Source organism: Bacillus sp. FSL R5-0416 (genome assembly GCF_037975425.1).
Taxonomy (GTDB): domain Bacteria; phylum Bacillota; class Bacilli; order Bacillales; family Bacillaceae; genus Bacillus; species Bacillus subtilis.
Window position 1 is genome coordinate 406,088 of record NZ_CP150252.1, and the last position, 16,212, is coordinate 422,299.

Genomic DNA, 16,212 nt, shown 5'->3' on the forward strand with positions numbered 1-16,212 from the left:
AAATGAAAGCAGAATTCAAGCGTAAAGGAGGGGGCAAAGTGAAACTCGTTGTCGGAATGACAGGGGCAACAGGGGCCATTTTCGGGGTCAGGCTGCTGCAGTGGCTGAAGGCCGCCGGAGTGGAAACCCATCTCGTTGTGTCTCCTTGGGCAAACGTCACGATCAAACACGAAACAGGCTATACCTTACAAGAAGTAGAACAACTGGCCACATACACTTACTCACATAAGGATCAGGCGGCAGCCATTTCAAGCGGGTCGTTTGATACCGATGGAATGATCGTTGCGCCGTGCAGCATGAAATCTCTCGCAAGCATTCGCACCGGAATGGCGGATAATCTGCTGACACGTGCGGCGGATGTCATGCTCAAGGAGAGAAAAAAACTCGTCCTCTTAACGAGAGAGACGCCTTTGAACCAAATACATCTCGAAAATATGCTAGCGCTTACGAAAATGGGCACCATCATTCTTCCTCCGATGCCGGCATTTTATAATCAGCCGAGCAGCTTAGAGGAAATGGTTGACCATATTGTATTCAGAACGTTGGACCAATTCGGCATTTGGCTTCCTGAAGCGAAGCGCTGGAATGGGATTGAAAAACAAAAAGGAGGAGCTTGATCATGGCTTATCAAGATTTCAGAGAATTTCTCGCTGCCCTTGAAAAAGAAGGACAGCTGCTTACAGTGAATGAAGAGGTAAAGCCGGAACCGGATTTAGGGGCCGCCGCACGGGCAGCCAGCAATCTTGGCGATAAAAGCCCCGCGCTCTTATTTAACAACATTTACGGCTATAATAACGCGCGAATTGCGATGAATGTCATCGGCTCTTGGCCAAACCATGCAATGATGCTGGGCATGCCGAAAGACACACCGGTAAAAGAACAGTTTTTTGAATTCGCAAAGCGTTATGACCAATTTCCGATGCCGGTCAAACGTGAGGAAACAGCGCCATTTCATGAAAATGAAATCACAGAAGATATCAATTTGTTCGATATACTGCCTCTTTTCAGAATAAACCAAGGAGACGGAGGCTACTATCTAGACAAAGCGTGTGTTATTTCCCGTGATCTAGAGGACCCTGACAACTTCGGCAAACAAAATGTCGGCATTTACAGAATGCAGGTCAAAGGAAAAGACCGCCTTGGCATTCAGCCTGTCCCGCAGCACGATATTGCAATCCATCTGCGCCAAGCTGAAGAACGCGGCATCAATCTTCCGGTCACCATTGCGCTCGGCTGTGAGCCGGTCATTACAACGGCGGCATCGACTCCGCTTCTCTATGATCAATCAGAATACGAAATGGCAGGCGCTATTCAAGGCGAACCATATCGCATCGTCAAATCAAAGCTGTCTGATCTTGATGTTCCGTGGGGTGCTGAAGTGGTGCTTGAAGGTGAGATTATTGCCGGAGAGCGCGAATATGAAGGGCCGTTTGGTGAATTCACAGGCCATTATTCCGGCGGACGCAGCATGCCGATTATCAAAATTAAACGCGTCTATCACAGAAACAATCCGATCTTTGAACATTTATACTTAGGCATGCCTTGGACAGAATGCGATTACATGATCGGCATTAACACATGCGTGCCGCTTTATCAGCAGTTAAAAGAAGCGTATCCGAACGAAATTGTGGCAGTGAACGCCATGTACACACATGGTTTAATCGCGATTGTTTCCACAAAAACCCGCTATGGCGGATTTGCGAAAGCGGTCGGCATGCGCGCACTCACAACGCCGCACGGACTCGGCTACTGCAAAATGGTCATTGTCGTTGATGAGGATGTCGATCCATTCAACCTTCCGCAGGTCATGTGGGCGCTTTCGACCAAAATGCATCCGAAACACGATGCGGTCATCATTCCGGACTTATCTGTCCTGCCGCTTGATCCGGGATCCAATCCATCAGGAATCACTCACAAAATGATTCTCGACGCCACTACACCGGTTGCGCCGGAAACAAGAGGCCATTATTCACAGCCGCTTGATTCTCCGCTAACAACGAAAGAATGGGAACAAAAACTAATGGACTTAATGAATAAATAAGGAAAGGATGTTCGAAATGCATACATGTCCTCGATGCGACTCAAAAAAGGGAGAAGTCATGAGCAAATCGCCTGTAGAAGGCGCATGGGAAGTTTATCAGTGCCAAACATGCTTTTTTACATGGAGATCCTGTGAACCGGAAAGCATTACAAATCCCGAAAAATACAATCCAGCGTTTAAAATTGATCCAAAGGAAACAGAAACAGCAATTGAAGTTCCGGCGGTGCCGGAACGAAAGGCTTGATCCGCGTGAACTGTATGTCAGACCGTCTCTTTGAGCTGCTTGACGGGAGCTGCCTGAATGAGAAGCAGCATGAGGCCTTCGTTCTGCAAACAGTATCAGAGGATGGCTGGCCGCATGCCGCTATGATCAGTGCAGGTGAAATCATCGCGCTGAGCCGAACTGATATCCGAATCGCTCTGTGGAAAAACACAATGACTTCGGCCAACATCCTTCGCACAGGAAAAGCACAGTTCACGGCGTGGTGGAAGGGAGCGGCCTATTATGTAAAGCTTGAATGCGCGCCTTTACCGCCTTTGAAAGATGCCGAATATGAAAGAGACCGTTTTTCCTGCCGCATCGTTTCAGTGAAGGAGGACGTTGCGAAATACGCTGATTTGACTTCAGGTGTCCGTATACAGCTTCACAGCGCTGAAGAGGTGCTGAGCAGATGGGAAAAGACCCTGGAAGATTTAAAGCGGTAATATCGATAGCCTGACGCCATGCGTCAGGCTTTTTTTATATAATGAAAACAAAGGGGGCGTGAGAAATGGAACGTGCGGGGATCTGTCACTCGGACGGCTTTGATTTAGCTTATCGAATTGAGGGCGAGGGCGCACCCATCCTTGTGATCGGGAGTGCGGTTTACTATCCGCGCCTTTTTTCCTCAGATATCAAACAGAAATATCAATGGGTCTTTATCGACCATAGGGGATTTGCTAAGCCTAAGCGGGAGCTTCGTGCGGAGGATTCGAGGCTTGATGCCGTCTTGGCTGATATCGAAAGGATGAGAACATTTCTTCAGCTTGAGGATGTTACTATCCTGGGACATTCCGGGCACGCTTTTATGGCTTTAGAGTATGCCAGGACATATCCCAAACAAGTTCGGAAGGTGGCGCTCTTCAATACTGCGCCTGATAACAGTGAAGAAAGACAGCGAAAAAGCGAATCATTTTTCATGGAAACAGCCAGCCTTGAGAGAAAGAAACGCTTTGAAAAAGACATCGCGAATTTGCCGCAGGACATCGACAAAGATCCTGAAAGGCGCTTTGTGCACATGTGTATTCGCGCTGAAGCGAAAAGCTTTTATCAAGAGCGGCCGCATGCAGCTGCCTTATGGGATGGTGTATTCACGAATATGCCGATCATTGATGAATTATGGGGCAATACATTTGCCCAGATTGATCTTATTCAGCGGTTAGCTGATGTTCGTATGCCGGTGTATATCGGATTAGGGAGATATGATTATTTGGTTGCGCCCGTTTCGCTATGGGATGCTGTTGACGGTTTATATCCCCATGTTGATAAGGTTATTTTTGAAAAGAGCGGCCATCAGCCGATGCTGGAAGAACCGGAAGCCTTTGATCAAAGCTTCAGGAAATGGCTTGATCAATAAAAAACAGCCCGCAGATCAACATCCGCGGGCTGTTTCTGATTATAAGACCCCTTTCATCGCGCGTTTGATCACCGGCGAGAGCAGCAGGAGAATGCCGCCAAGAACGATAGAAATCAAACCGATGGTGCCGAAGTACATTGTTTCAGGAATTTTATCAAACAATCCGGCTACTTGGGCATTGATCGCTTGGGCTGCTGCGTTCGTCAGAAACCACATACTCATTGTCTGTGCAGAGAAGGCAGCTGGTGCCAGTTTCGTTGTCACGGATAAACCGACTGGAGACAGGCACAGCTCTCCAAGCACGACAAGCAGGAAGCTGAGAACGAGCCAAAGCGGGCTTACGAGTGCTTCTTTTCCTTGCATAGCAGGGAATACCATAATGATAAATGACAATCCGGCCAAAATAATTCCGATTGAGAATTTAACTGGTGTAGACGGCTGGCGTTTGCCAAGCTTCATCCAGAGCCATGCGAATATTGGTGCAAAAATGACGACAAACAATGGATTTAATGATTGGAACCATGATGACTGAAGTTCGAATCCGCCCAATGAAAGTCTTATTCGTTCATCAGCGTATACCGCAAGAATGGTCGCTCCCTGTTCCTGAATGGCCCAGAACATGACAGCACCGATAAACAAAGGAATGTAAGCGGCAAGACGGGATTTTTCTGTGCTGTCCGCTTTTTTGCTTGTAAACATGATGATGAAATAAATGACAGGAATCAAAATACCGAGAATACTTACAAGGTCGATAAAACGATTGATCGTCAGCACGCCTGTTTGTACAGAGATCATCACTGCGATCGCCACGATGATAACACCGATTCCGGTGCCAATCGCAGATTTTTTAGACAGCGGATTCGGCACATTGGAACCTGCAAGCCCGAGGTTTTTCTTTCTTGTCAAAGCAAAAACGATAAGTCCGAGAAGCATTCCGACCGCGGCAGCTCCGAAGCCGAGATGATAGTTGTACTTCTGTCCGAGTGTTCCGACAATTAACGGCGCAAGTAAACCACCGAGGTTAATCCCCATGTAGAAAATACTGAAACCTGAGTCGCGGCGCGGGTCTTCTTTCGTGTAAAGATCCCCAACCACGCTTGAAACGTTTGGTTTTAATAAGCCTGTTCCGACAATAATAAGCACCATGCTGATATAGAATGCAATCGCGCTGCCCGGATAGGCGAGTGCAATGTGGCCGAACATAATGAATATGCCGCCGTAAAACACGGTGTTTGCGGTACCGAATACCCGGTCAGCGAGCCATCCGCCAATAATGGTGGACATGTATACGAGTGATCCGTAAATCGACATAATGGCAACCGCAGTGCCCTTATCAAAGCCGAGCCCTCCGTTTACCGTCTCTGTATACAAATAGTAAAGTAAGATTGCTCTCATTCCATAGTAAGAGAAACGTTCCCAAAATTCGGTGAAAAATAGTGTAAATAGTCCTCGCGGGTGACCAAAGAACCCTTTTTGCGGGACGCTTTTAATGATACTTTCGTTATCAATCGAAGCCATGTCAGCCAAACCCTTTCTAAAAAAAGTGTATTATAAAAATCATATTCTTATATAATACTTGTGTCAATATAATTTATACTCATTTCAAATAGTTCCATAATGGAAAAATTATAAATACCTAAAAATAGTGATTTTCTCCTAATTTTTATACTCTTTATCGTGAGATTTTCTTACACAACTATCCCTTTATATTTTTTTAATAAAATTTTAGAGAAATGTACAAGCAGATCGGGCCTTTGTGAGTAACATGATAGTAATCATAGAGAAGGAGGCTCGCAATTGGCTGAATTCATATTAAATGCAGCGGATTTCGGTGTTCCTGGAGATGGTAAAACGGATTCGACAGAACGGATTAATCAGTGCCTTAGTACAGCTGTTTCGAAAGGCTATCATACTGTCTGGTTTCCAAAGGGAACATATTTAATAGACGCAACGCTTGGCGGAGATCTTAATCAGAGGTTTCGAAACGCGGGGATCATTGTTCCCGGCAACCTTGAGATTATGATGGACCCCGAATGTATCATGAAAGTGATACCGAATAGTTCGTGGGGTTATTCCGCATTTTATGTAGGCAAGCAAGAGAATATAACCATTTCCGGGGGACAAATTATCGGCGAACGGGATGAGCATACGTATGCCTCGGCAGGGATAAGGTCAACCCATGAATGGGGCTTTGGCATATGTATTGAAGGATGCTCGAATGTTGTCATTGATGATGTGAAAATTTCCGATTTTACCGGCGATGGGATCATAGTCAGCCCAAGGGGATTAAAGACCAATCAAGATTATCGAACGTCAGAGCAAATTATCATCCGCCGCTGTGAGGTTCGGCGGTCGAGGAGAAATAACATTTCCATTACCGGATGTGACATGGTCACGGTGGAGGAATGCTTGATTGAAGATGCCGGAACGGGGAATGGAACAGCGCCGAAATTCGGAATTGACATTGAAGGATATGGCGAAGGTGATGTTGATTATGAGGAACCGATTAATGTATCAATTCGCAATAACCACTTTGTTGGAAACGTTTCAAGTTCTGTGACCAATTTTAACGGGTATGGCATTTTAATAGAAGGAAATCACTCAGACAATACAATCAGCTACGGATATGGGACGCAAACAGTGATCAAGGGAAATATACTGAGGCGCCCTGAAGACGCGGCGGCTGCGCCAAGAGTCGGGATAACCGGACTCGGTGTATCACAAGGAAAAGAGACCAGTGATGCAGTGATCGCTGGCAACCTCATTACCGGATTTTCAACAGGAATTGATGTCAGGGGAAAGAGCGTTCTTGTGACGAACAACAAAATCAGCAACTTTGAAAACACAGGGATATTGGTTTATCAGTCCTCCGACGTAAAGGTAGACGGAAACCAAATTCAAAACGGACTGTCTGAAACAAGGCGCAGCATCGGTCTTCGCGCAGTGCTGTCAGATGACACCGCTTTTCTGAATAACTGTCTCATTCAAGTCGTTGACGGTGTGAGCGTTTCCGGCGGAAACATGATCATTAAAGATAATCTCCTGAGAAAATTCAGCCGAGGCATTTGGATTGCTCAAGGGAACGCGGTGATTGAAGGGAATACACTGAATCCTGGCGCGTTTGAAGCAGTACCGGAATCATATTCTGTTTCCGTTACAAACAATGCCGGCGCTATCATCAAAAACAATACATTTAAAGAGTTTAAAAATTACCCCATTTACTGCTCCACAAGTGCAAAAACCTCAATTATCGGCAACCACTTAGAGAGATCTCCGCTTTTGGTCACCATCTATATCAGCGCCGGTGTGCATGAGATTTTTGATAATACCATTTCAGTCAACAGAACAGCCGGGAATCCGATTGTGATTTATCTCAATGGCTCTGCAGGCTCTATCATCTCAGGAAACACCATCAATAACCTCTCCGCGGGCACTGCGACAGCTATTCAAACAAACACGTCAACCAATTCCAAAATCATCGGCAACCGCATTTTTAAAGGGACTATCAACAAACACAGCAGTGATGCAATAGACGGCAATATTATCGTCTGAAAAAAGCGCCCCCTCTAGGGGTTCTTTTTTTTCGATTTATAGATCACGTACATTTCTCTCACAAGTACTAACACAAAAAATAAAAGCACGACCCATTCCGCAAATGTTGTCATCTTAAAGCTGGACATATTGTTATAAATGGCTTTTGTTAAACTGAACCCTTGAAGCATGTCCATCAATACAGAAATAGCTAATAAACAAATTAATATGACTCCTGTCACGCCCAATATCTTCATGCTTCATCATCCTCCGCTTTTAGTGTCTATCGTTGGCGGAGAAGTTATACCGCATCTAAACCTAATGCATAATCTCAATTTTAAAAGGAAGAATATGAGAAAACGACAAGGAAAGGTATTTGTGTATGCCTTTATTTTCTAAGCGAAAGAACAATACAAGTTCGAAAGACAAGCGCAATACAGAAGAAAAGAATCAGGAACAGAAGCAAGAAAAAGAAAGGCCGGTTCTCATTTCTCCAAGTTTGGCCAAGAATATAGCGGAAACGAAAAAGGAAGTCGGAAGCAGCTCTGACGTCATCATTCGCGAGATTAAAATCGGGGAGCAGGATCATGTCCACCTGGCTGTTATCTATATTGCTGGGCTGGTAGATAATAACACGATCCATGAGTCGTTAATTGACCCATTGGTACAGGATGAGTCTATCCAGAATTCCCATGCGATCCAGCAAATTCTTGAAAAAACGCTCCCGCTGGGCGGGGTGAAAGCGGAAAAGAGCTGGGACAAGCTTTTTTCCGAGTTAATGCTTGGCAATGCGCTCATTTTTGCTGATGGCTATGATGAAGCTTTGATTTGCAGCACTCAAGGGGGAGAGCAGCGCTCCATCCAAGAGCCGAGCACCCAGGTGTCATTCCGCGGCCCGCGCCAAGGGTTTACAGAGTCTCTGCAAACCAATATTTCCATGATCCGGCGATACATTAAAAATCCGAATTTATGGGTTGAAAAAATGAAAAAAGGTTCTGTTACGAATACGGATATCGCCCTCATGTACATTCAAGGAATATGTGATGAAAAGGTGCTGAAGGAAGTGAAGCAGCGCCTGGAAAAAATAGATATTGACAGTATTTTGGAATCTGGATATATTGAGCAGCTGATTGAAGATGAAACCTTTACGACGTTTCCGACTATGTATCATACAGAACGCCCTGATGTTGTAGCGGGAAATCTGTTAGAAGGAAGATTCGCGATTATTGTGGACGGAACACCGTTTGTGCTTATTGCCCCGGCCTTATTTGTCCAATTTTTTCAGTCTGTTGAGGATTATTATTCGCGTTTTGACATTGCGACAAGCATAAGGATTCTTCGTGTTTTAGTCTTTTTCATTTCGCTTGTGGCTCCGGCTGTATACGTGGCAGCCACGACGTTTCATCAAGAAATGATACCGACTCAGCTGTTAGTGGTCATTGCAGCCCAGCGGGAAATTGTCCCGTTTCCGGCTGTTGTGGAGGCGCTGACGATGGAGGTTGCTTTTGAGATTCTGAGGGAAGCGGGAGTCAGGCTGCCCCGGGTTGTCGGCTCGGCAGTGTCAATCGTAGGCGCGCTCGTAATCGGCCAGGCTGCCGTACAGGCTGGTATCGTCTCTCCGGCAATGGTGATTATCGTGGCACTCACCGCGATTGCGAGTTTCGCAACACCGGCGTTTGCAATGGCGATTTCAGCCCGGCTTATTCGGTTTATTTTTATTATTGCCTCAGCTGTTATGGGTTTTTACGGGCTGATTTTAGGGATCATTATGATGTTTGTCCACTTATGCAGTCTTCGTTCATTCGGCGTTCCATATATGTCGCCGCTTGCACCCTTTTCTTCACAAGGTGTAAAGGACGCGCTTTTCCGGATTCCGTGGTGGGCTGATGAAAAAAGGCCGGAATCGATCAGTAAGGAAGATAAGGTGCGGCAGGGGAAGGATCAACGCCCAGAGCCGGCCGCTTCACGAGGAATGGTGAACAAAGACTTGGAAGAAGGGGATCAGAATGGTACGTAAATGTCTATTAGCCGTTCTTATGCTTTTGAGCGTCATTGTGCTGCCCGGCTGCTGGGATAAGCGTGAACTGACAGATCTTGCGATTATCTCGGCGATTGGCATCGATCGGACAAACGAAGGCAACTACGTGCTGCATCTTCAAATTATCAATCCCGGAAATGTCGCCGGCGGGCTTCAGGGAGGCGGTGCTGGGGACAGGCCGCCTGTATCTGTCTATTCAATTGAAGGCGACAATTTGACGGAAGCACTCAGAAAAGCCTCCATGAAGGTATCTCGGCGGCTTTATTTTGCCCATACCAACCTAGTCGTAATCAGCGAAAAGCTGGCGAAAGAGGAAGGGCTGGATTTTGTATTAGACAATCTTGACCGGGACACGGAATTCAGGACAACGGCGACCTTCGTCGTTGCCCATAAAACAAAAGCAGAAAACATCGTGAAAATCCTGACGCCTATTGATAAAATTCCGTCAAACAAAGTCAATAAAACCCTCGATTTCACGGAGGCGCAATACGGTCGGGTGGTCAAAACCAATATTCAGGACGTTTTGAAAACACTTGCCAGCGACACAAGGGCACCGATTATTCCGGGTTATTTGATGATTGGCGATGATAAAAAAGGAGTCAGCATGGAAAACACGCAGGCAACTGACCCGAAAGCCATTCTTCAGGCAGACGGCTTGGCGGTTTTTGATAAGGCTGGGTATTTAAAGTATTGGATTGAAGATGATGAAAGCGTGGGGGCAGTCTGGCTTATGAATAAGGTCCAGCATACGTTTATTAATGCTGATTGGGGCAAGACGAAAGATGCGGTCAGCTTGCAGGTTACCCATCAAGATACAAAGCTGGTACCTGATATGCGGAACGGACGTCCGCACATCCATGTGAAAGTGACGGTTGAAGGAATTATAGATGCTGTCAAATACCCTTTCCAATTGTCTAATCCGAAGGTGCTGGCCGCTATTGAAAAATCGCTCAACAAAGAGCTTGAAAAGGAAATCAGCCATACTGTGAAAATGATCAAGAAGAATAAGATAGATTTTGTCGGTTTTGGTGACACGATATATAGAAAGTATCCGGAGCAGTGGGAGAAAATGAAGGACACATGGGACAAAGAATATTTGCCCGAACTGCCCATCGATGTGAAGGCCGAGACGTATATCAGAAGGACGGGATTGCGGAACAATCCGATCAAACACCAGTTTAAAGATGATTAGGTCTGAAGAAAGGAGAAGTGACAGATGGAAAAAGCCAGAATAAGCATAAGGCAGCTGTTTGTCATGATTATCATTTTTGAGCTGGGCAGCTCCTTATTGATTACACCCGGATCAATGGCGGGCAGGGATGCTTGGATCGCAGTTCTGTTGGGGTGTGCGGCCGGTTTGTTTCTTTTCTATTTGTATCAAGGAATTTATCAATGTTACCCCAATTCTTCTCCGAAAGAATATATGGATGATATGCTGGGAACCAAGCTGAGCTGGCTGTTTTCATTTCTCTATATTTTGTACTTTGCCTATATTGCCGCAAGGGTCCTGCGTGACTTTGGAGAAATGCTGCTGACATTTGCTTATCATGATACACCTATCATTATTGTAAATGGTTTATTAGTGATAGTTAGCATATACGCTGTAAGAAAAGGAATCGAAGTGCTCGCCCGCGCGGCTGAGCTACTTTTCGGAGCCATGTATTTACTGGGCGCGATCGGCCTCGTGCTGATTGTTGTCTCAGGTTCTATAGACCCGAATAACTTAAAACCGGTTTTGGCAGACGGCATTTCTCCTGTCCTTTACTCAGTTTTCACTCAGACCATGTACGTTCCGTTTGGCGAAGTCGTTTTATTTGTGATGATTTTCCCTAACCTGAATGACAGAAAAGATGTGAAAAAAATGGGGATGATTGCCATAGCTATTAGCGGATTGGTTGTGGCGCTCACCGTGGCGATTAATATCAGCGTGCTTGATGTTGATCTTACACTCAGATCCCAGTTCCCGCTTTTAAGTACGATTCAGACAATCAAGGTCGAAGAATTTTTAGACCGGCTCGATGTCTTTTTTATGCTGGCGCTGATCATCGGCGGCTTCTTTAAGGTTAGCCTCTACTTATATGCCACTGTGGTTGGGACATCTACGCTCTTTAAGGAAAAGAACCCCTCTCAATTGGCTTATCCGATGGGATTGGGCATCTTAATCCTTTCTATAACGATCGCGACTAACTTTTCAGAGCACTTGAACGAAGGCTTGAAAGTGGTGCCGCTGTATATTCATTTGCCTTTTCAATTATTGTTTCCGCTCTTTCTGTTTATTGTGGCTGTTTGGAAAAAGAAACGAAGAGAGAAGTCAAAAGGGACAGGAGCAAAAAAATGATAAAAAGAGCGGGGGATGCAGCCGCCGCTCTTTTTATGTTCACTTCTATATAAAAGGGGGATATAGGGTGCGCCCCTGTCTGCACTGGCAGAGGCGCGTTTTGTTATACGACTGCGATGTTTTCCTTCACAGTAAAGCTTCCTCTTGAAAGTCTGATATTGATGTCTGATACTTTTGCAATTTGTTCATCGTGCGTCACCATGATGACACATTTATTTTCCTTGTGTGCCAGATCCTGAAAGAGCCGTACGATCTCTTTTGATGTGTCCTCATCAAGGTTTCCGGTCGGTTCATCGGCTACGATAAGATTCGTGTCACAGCAGAAAGCCCTTGTAATTGATATCCGCTGCTGCTGTCCGCCGCTCAGTGTGAGCACTTTTTGCCGGGCTTGTTTTTCGTTGATGCCAACCTTCTGCAGCATGTCAAGCGCATATGATTCTTTGTTTTTTTCTTTAGAACCTGTGATTTCCATAGCGGTTGTGACGTTCTGCAAAGCCGTCATATACGGGAGCAGGTTGTACGCCTGAAAGACGATTGATACATATTGATTTCTGAAATTGGTTAAGCCGATTTTAGAAACCGCTTTTCCGCCGTAAAGGATGTTTCCTTCTTTTGGTGCGTCAAGTCCGCCTGCCAGAGACAGGAAAGTGGTTTTCCCCGTCCCTGATGTTCCGACGATTGTGTAGAATTTGCCTTTTTGAAAGCTGATGTTAATATCCTGAAACAATGGCTGGCTTTTGTCTTTATACCAGTAGCCGACTTGTTGAAATTCTAATAAGCTCATAGGTTCCGCCTCTTTCTATTCCTGTTTTGTCAATATCGTTTTCGGATGAAGCCGCAGTACTGAAATTGACGGCAGCAATGTTGCAATGATTGCGATTAGGATGCCGATCCCGCCAAGTATAAGCATGTCGTTCATAGAAACCGCGACGTTCAGTGAATCGATAACGTCCACGTTGGATGAACTGTGGCCGAACATTTTGCCGCCCATGCCACCGCCGCCGGGCATTTGTCCGCTTGCGGTTTGCGTTGAATCGGTTGATGAACTGATTTGCTGGGATAAAAGCTGATTTCCAAGCTGATTCGCGACGAGATTTCCCGTCACAGATGCAAGGCCGATAGCGATAACGGCCACAATCAGAATCTCAGTCAAGAACTGTCCAATCAATTTCCATCGTTTTTCACCGATAGCCATTAACACGCCCATTTCGTATTTGCGCTCCCTGATTGACATCATGACAATCAGGCCAAGAATGACGGCGCCTGCCACTGATACAAGATACACCACGTTTTTAGAGAAAGAAGCCACATTTTCAATCGGTCCGACCATTTGCTGGTAAAGCTGATCGTTTGTATTCAGTGTGTACGTATCGAAGTCAATTGATGTTTTCTTCGCTGCTTTTACGAAAGCATCCATATTTTTCGCGTCGTCCATATAGTAAACAGCTGAGTCAATCGTATTTTTATAGTCGTCGCCTTTCAGCGCCGCTGTTGCTGTGTAAGGCGTATAAAGCTTGTTATAAGGATTTAAGAAAGAGAAATTTTGGGCTTGGTCATCACCAGAAGATGTTGTTTTATAAATACCGACAATCTTCAGCTTTACCGTCGTATCTTCATCTGTTGCTGATTCAATTGTGATCGAATCGCCAACGCTCAAATCATTTTCTTCCGCTAATGTTTCGTTGATCACTGTTACTTTTTTGCCGACATCTGATTTTGTAATCGCGCGTCCGTCAGTGATTTTTGAATCCCCGTCAGAGAAATCATCAACTAATGCTGTGCTGATGACACCTTCAATCGAAAGATCAGCTTGAACCATTTGCGGTCCACCTTGTCCGCCGCCTTGACTGTTTTTAGCGTTTGAGCTTGAACTGCTGGAGCTGGAATCACTTGAACTAGAGCTTTCAATCGCATCAAAGTTTCCCGCGTTGGCTGAAGCTGATGTGGTGTAATTGTAGCTCTTCACATGATCAAGCGCTGCAAGCTTATTCGCATCAGACACTTTGATCGGTGTGGATTCGAAGCTGCGCTTTTCACCGCTGTCCTGCTGTTTTTCCATTTGCTTTTGGCGGTCAACCTGAAGTGTCACGCTTCCGCCGAGTTCCTGTCTGGCCAGTTCGCTTGACTTTTGTGCTGCCGACTGGATGGTGAGGCCTGATAGAACAAAGACACATATGACTGTAAACACAAATAATTGCAATAACGTTTTTCCCTTTTTAGCCTTCATATTCCAAAAGGCCCGTTTGATAAAGTTCATTTATGTTCCTCCGCATTGGTATTTTTATTGATAAGACCGCCTCTGGGGCGCGTCCCCTTGCTGATAAATTAATAGTAGTCCAAAGGTATGAAAAAAATATGAACAATCTATTTCTAGTTGATGAAATAAAAACTAACAATTGTGAAACGCAAAACCTTCTGTTTAAAATGGTGCTATTATATAAAAAAGCATCAAAACAACCGGAGGATATAATGAAAATATTAATGATAGAAGATAATGTTAGTGTATGTACGATGACGGAGATGTTCTTTTTTAAAGAAGGTTTTGAAGCGGAATTCGTTCATGACGGGTTAGAAGGGTACCAGCGTTTTACGGAAGAAAATTGGGATCTGATCATTTTGGATATCATGCTTCCATCTATGGACGGCGTGACCATCTGCAGAAAAATAAGAGAGACAAGCACGGTGCCGATTATCATGCTGACTGCCAAGGACACTGAATCAGATCAGGTCATCGGGTTTGAGATGGGGGCGGACGATTATGTCACAAAGCCGTTCAGCCCGCTGACATTGGTTGCCCGCATCAAAGCCGTCATCAGAAGATACAAGGCGACAGGCAAAGCGGTTATTGATGAAGATATGATCGAATCAGAATGCTTTACCATTAATAAGAAGACGAGAGAAGTATTATTAAACGGAGAGCCTGTAGAAAATCTCACGCCGAAGGAATTCGATCTGCTTTATTACCTTGTCCAAAATCCGCGGCAGGTGTTCTCCAGAGAACAGCTGCTCGAGCAGGTATGGGGCTATCAGTTTTATGGAGATGAACGAACGGTTGACGTTCATATCAAACGGCTGCGTAAAAAGCTTGCCAGCGAGGACAAGCCTTTCCTGTATACTGTGTGGGGAGTAGGGTATAAATTTGATGAAGATTAAATATTTATATCAGCTGCTGCTAAGCCATATCAGCATTTTGATTTTAGCGTTTGTCATTATCATTTCTCTGTTTTCCCACTTTGTGAAGGAATTTGCCTATCAGAACAAAGTAGAGGAATTGACGTCATATGCGGTGCAGATTGCAAATGAATTCCAAGCCGGCCAGGTGGACATGCGCAGGCTCTATCCTTATCAGGACATGTTAAGCACAAGAAAGACGCAGTTTATCATCTTTAATGAAGAGCAGCAGCCCTATTTTCTTCCTGAAGGCTTTCATCACCCACCAAGGGAACAGCTGAAGAAATCAGAATGGAATAAACTAAAAAAAGGGCAGACTGTCATGATCAGGGCAGATGGCCGTTTTGATGATGAAGTGTCACTTGTGGCGCAGCCTATATTTGTTCAGAACGAATTTAAAGGCGCCGTTCTGCTGATTTCTCCGATCAGCGGTGTTGAACAGATGGTCAATCAGGTCAACCTCTATATGTTTTACGCTGTGATCAGCACGCTTGTGATTACGATTCTCGTGAGTTGGCTTCTGTCCAAATTCCATGTCAAGCGGATTCAAAAGCTGAGAGAAGCGACAGATAAAGTGGCTTCCGGCGATTATGACATCCATTTGGAAAACAGCTACGGGGACGAAATCGGCGTACTGGCGTCTGACTTTAATATCATGGCGAAAAAACTAAAGCAGTCAAGGGATGAAATCGAGCGCCTTGAGAAGCGGAGAAGGCAGTTTATCGCTGACGTGTCACATGAATTAAAAACACCGCTGACGACGATCAACGGTTTGGTTGAAGGGTTGAACAGCCATACGATTCCTGAGGATAAAAAGGATAAATGCTTCTCGCTGATCAGTGAGGAAACGAAGCGCATGCTGCGGCTCGTAAAAGAAAATCTGGATTATGAAAAAATCAGATCCCAGCAAATTACCTTGAACAAGCTAGACGTTCCTCTGATCGAGGTGTTTGAAATCGTGAAAGAGCACTTGCAGCAGCAGGCGGAAGAAAAACAAAACAAGCTGATGATCCAAGTAGAGGATCACGTCATCGTACATGCCGATTATGACCGGTTCATTCAAATTCTCGTCAACATTACGAAAAACAGCATCCAATTTACGCAAAACGGTGACATTTGGCTGCGCGGAATGGAAGGTTATAAAGAGACGATTATTGAAATTGAAGACACGGGTATCGGCATTCCAAAAGAGGATATTGAGCATATTTGGGAGCGATTCTATAAAGCAGATATTTCAAGAACGAACACAGCATACGGTGAATACGGACTCGGTCTCTCGATCGTCAGGCAGCTCGTTGAAATGCACCAGGGCACAGTAGAAATCAAGAGTGAAGAAGGGAAAGGCACAAAGTTCATCATCCGCCTTCCTTTAACGGCAAAACAGCAATAGCATACAGGGCGGCGCATCAACTGATGCATCCGCCTTTTTTGCACACCGCTTCGGTTTATTGCGTTCTCCCGAAAACAAAGATTGCGT

Annotated in this window: 15 protein-coding genes; 11 read left to right on the plus strand and 4 right to left on the minus strand. The window is 45.2% G+C overall.

Annotated elements, in window-relative coordinates:
* The first annotated feature begins 2 nt into the window (after positions 1-2).
* The 5 genes from NYE20_RS02070 (at position 3) to NYE20_RS02090 (ending at position 3,657) form a co-directional block, all read left to right on the plus strand.
* A complete protein-coding gene (locus NYE20_RS02070) occupies positions 3-617 on the plus strand; it encodes a non-oxidative hydroxyarylic acid decarboxylases subunit B (RefSeq protein WP_153257246.1) in 615 nt (204 codons plus the stop codon).
* A gap of 2 nt (positions 618-619) precedes the next feature.
* Entirely contained in the window at positions 620-2,041 is a 1,422-nt protein-coding gene (bsdC, locus tag NYE20_RS02075; RefSeq protein WP_153257247.1) for a phenolic acid decarboxylase BsdC, read from the plus strand.
* A 16-nt stretch (positions 2,042-2,057) separates the two neighbouring features.
* Positions 2,058-2,285, plus strand: a complete 228-nt coding sequence (gene bsdD, locus NYE20_RS02080; protein WP_010886405.1) for a phenolic acid decarboxylase subunit BsdD — start codon at positions 2,058-2,060, stop codon at positions 2,283-2,285.
* Positions 2,282-2,746, plus strand: coding sequence for a pyridoxamine 5'-phosphate oxidase family protein (locus NYE20_RS02085; RefSeq protein WP_021481766.1), 465 nt, complete (start codon positions 2,282-2,284; stop codon positions 2,744-2,746). Before bsdD ends, NYE20_RS02085 begins: the two co-directional genes overlap by 4 nt.
* 65 nt (positions 2,747-2,811) lie before the next feature.
* Entirely contained in the window at positions 2,812-3,657 is an 846-nt protein-coding gene (locus NYE20_RS02090) for an alpha/beta hydrolase (protein WP_070548546.1), read from the plus strand.
* A gap of 39 nt (positions 3,658-3,696) precedes the next feature.
* Here the strand turns inward: NYE20_RS02090 and NYE20_RS02095 are convergent, their stop codons facing one another.
* The gene (locus tag NYE20_RS02095; RefSeq protein WP_021481763.1) at positions 3,697-5,175 is read right to left on the minus strand and encodes a peptide MFS transporter; all 1,479 of its coding nucleotides are present in this window, start codon (positions 5,173-5,175) and stop codon (positions 3,697-3,699) included.
* 279 nt (positions 5,176-5,454) lie between these two features.
* Between NYE20_RS02095 and NYE20_RS02100 the strand changes: the two genes are divergently transcribed.
* A complete protein-coding gene (locus NYE20_RS02100) occupies positions 5,455-7,209 on the plus strand; it encodes a right-handed parallel beta-helix repeat-containing protein (protein WP_021481762.1) in 1,755 nt (584 codons plus the stop codon).
* A 14-nt stretch (positions 7,210-7,223) separates the two neighbouring features.
* Here the strand turns inward: NYE20_RS02100 and NYE20_RS02105 are convergent, their stop codons facing one another.
* Complete coding sequence (locus tag NYE20_RS02105) at positions 7,224-7,445, minus strand: hypothetical protein (RefSeq protein WP_014475793.1); 222 nt, start codon at positions 7,443-7,445, stop codon at positions 7,224-7,226.
* Positions 7,446-7,570: 125 nt separating this feature from the next.
* Between NYE20_RS02105 and gerKA the strand changes: the two genes are divergently transcribed.
* From gerKA to gerKB, 3 genes are read left to right on the plus strand one after another with little or no spacing between them, the layout of a single operon-like run.
* Positions 7,571-9,205, plus strand: coding sequence for a spore germination protein GerKA (gene gerKA / locus NYE20_RS02110; protein ID WP_161621344.1), 1,635 nt, complete (start codon positions 7,571-7,573; stop codon positions 9,203-9,205).
* Positions 9,195-10,418: a spore germination protein GerKC gene (gene gerKC, locus NYE20_RS02115; RefSeq protein ID WP_101501865.1), complete on the plus strand. Its 1,224-nt coding sequence runs from the start codon at positions 9,195-9,197 to the stop codon at positions 10,416-10,418. Before gerKA ends, gerKC begins: the two co-directional genes overlap by 11 nt.
* 24 nt (positions 10,419-10,442) lie before the next feature.
* On the plus strand, positions 10,443-11,564 hold the full coding sequence (gene gerKB, locus NYE20_RS02120; protein ID WP_161621345.1) for a spore germination protein GerKB: 1,122 nt from the start codon (positions 10,443-10,445) through the stop codon (positions 11,562-11,564).
* Positions 11,565-11,667: 103 nt separating this feature from the next.
* On the opposite strand, the gene NYE20_RS02125 is transcribed toward gerKB, so the two are convergent.
* Both NYE20_RS02125 and NYE20_RS02130 read right to left on the minus strand, forming a co-directional pair.
* Complete coding sequence (locus NYE20_RS02125) at positions 11,668-12,348, minus strand: ABC transporter ATP-binding protein (protein WP_161621346.1); 681 nt, start codon at positions 12,346-12,348, stop codon at positions 11,668-11,670.
* 15 nt (positions 12,349-12,363) lie between these two features.
* Positions 12,364-13,821, minus strand: coding sequence for an ABC transporter permease (locus tag NYE20_RS02130; RefSeq protein WP_072173980.1), 1,458 nt, complete (start codon positions 13,819-13,821; stop codon positions 12,364-12,366).
* Between the two features lie 212 nt (positions 13,822-14,033).
* On the opposite strand from NYE20_RS02130, the gene yclJ reads away from it, so the two are divergent.
* Positions 14,034-14,717: a two-component system response regulator YclJ gene (gene yclJ, locus NYE20_RS02135; protein ID WP_015482792.1), complete on the plus strand. Its 684-nt coding sequence runs from the start codon at positions 14,034-14,036 to the stop codon at positions 14,715-14,717.
* Positions 14,704-16,125: a two-component system sensor histidine kinase YclK gene (gene yclK, locus NYE20_RS02140; protein WP_072173981.1), complete on the plus strand. Its 1,422-nt coding sequence runs from the start codon at positions 14,704-14,706 to the stop codon at positions 16,123-16,125. Before yclJ ends, yclK begins: the two co-directional genes overlap by 14 nt.
* Positions 16,126-16,212 lie beyond the last annotated feature (87 nt).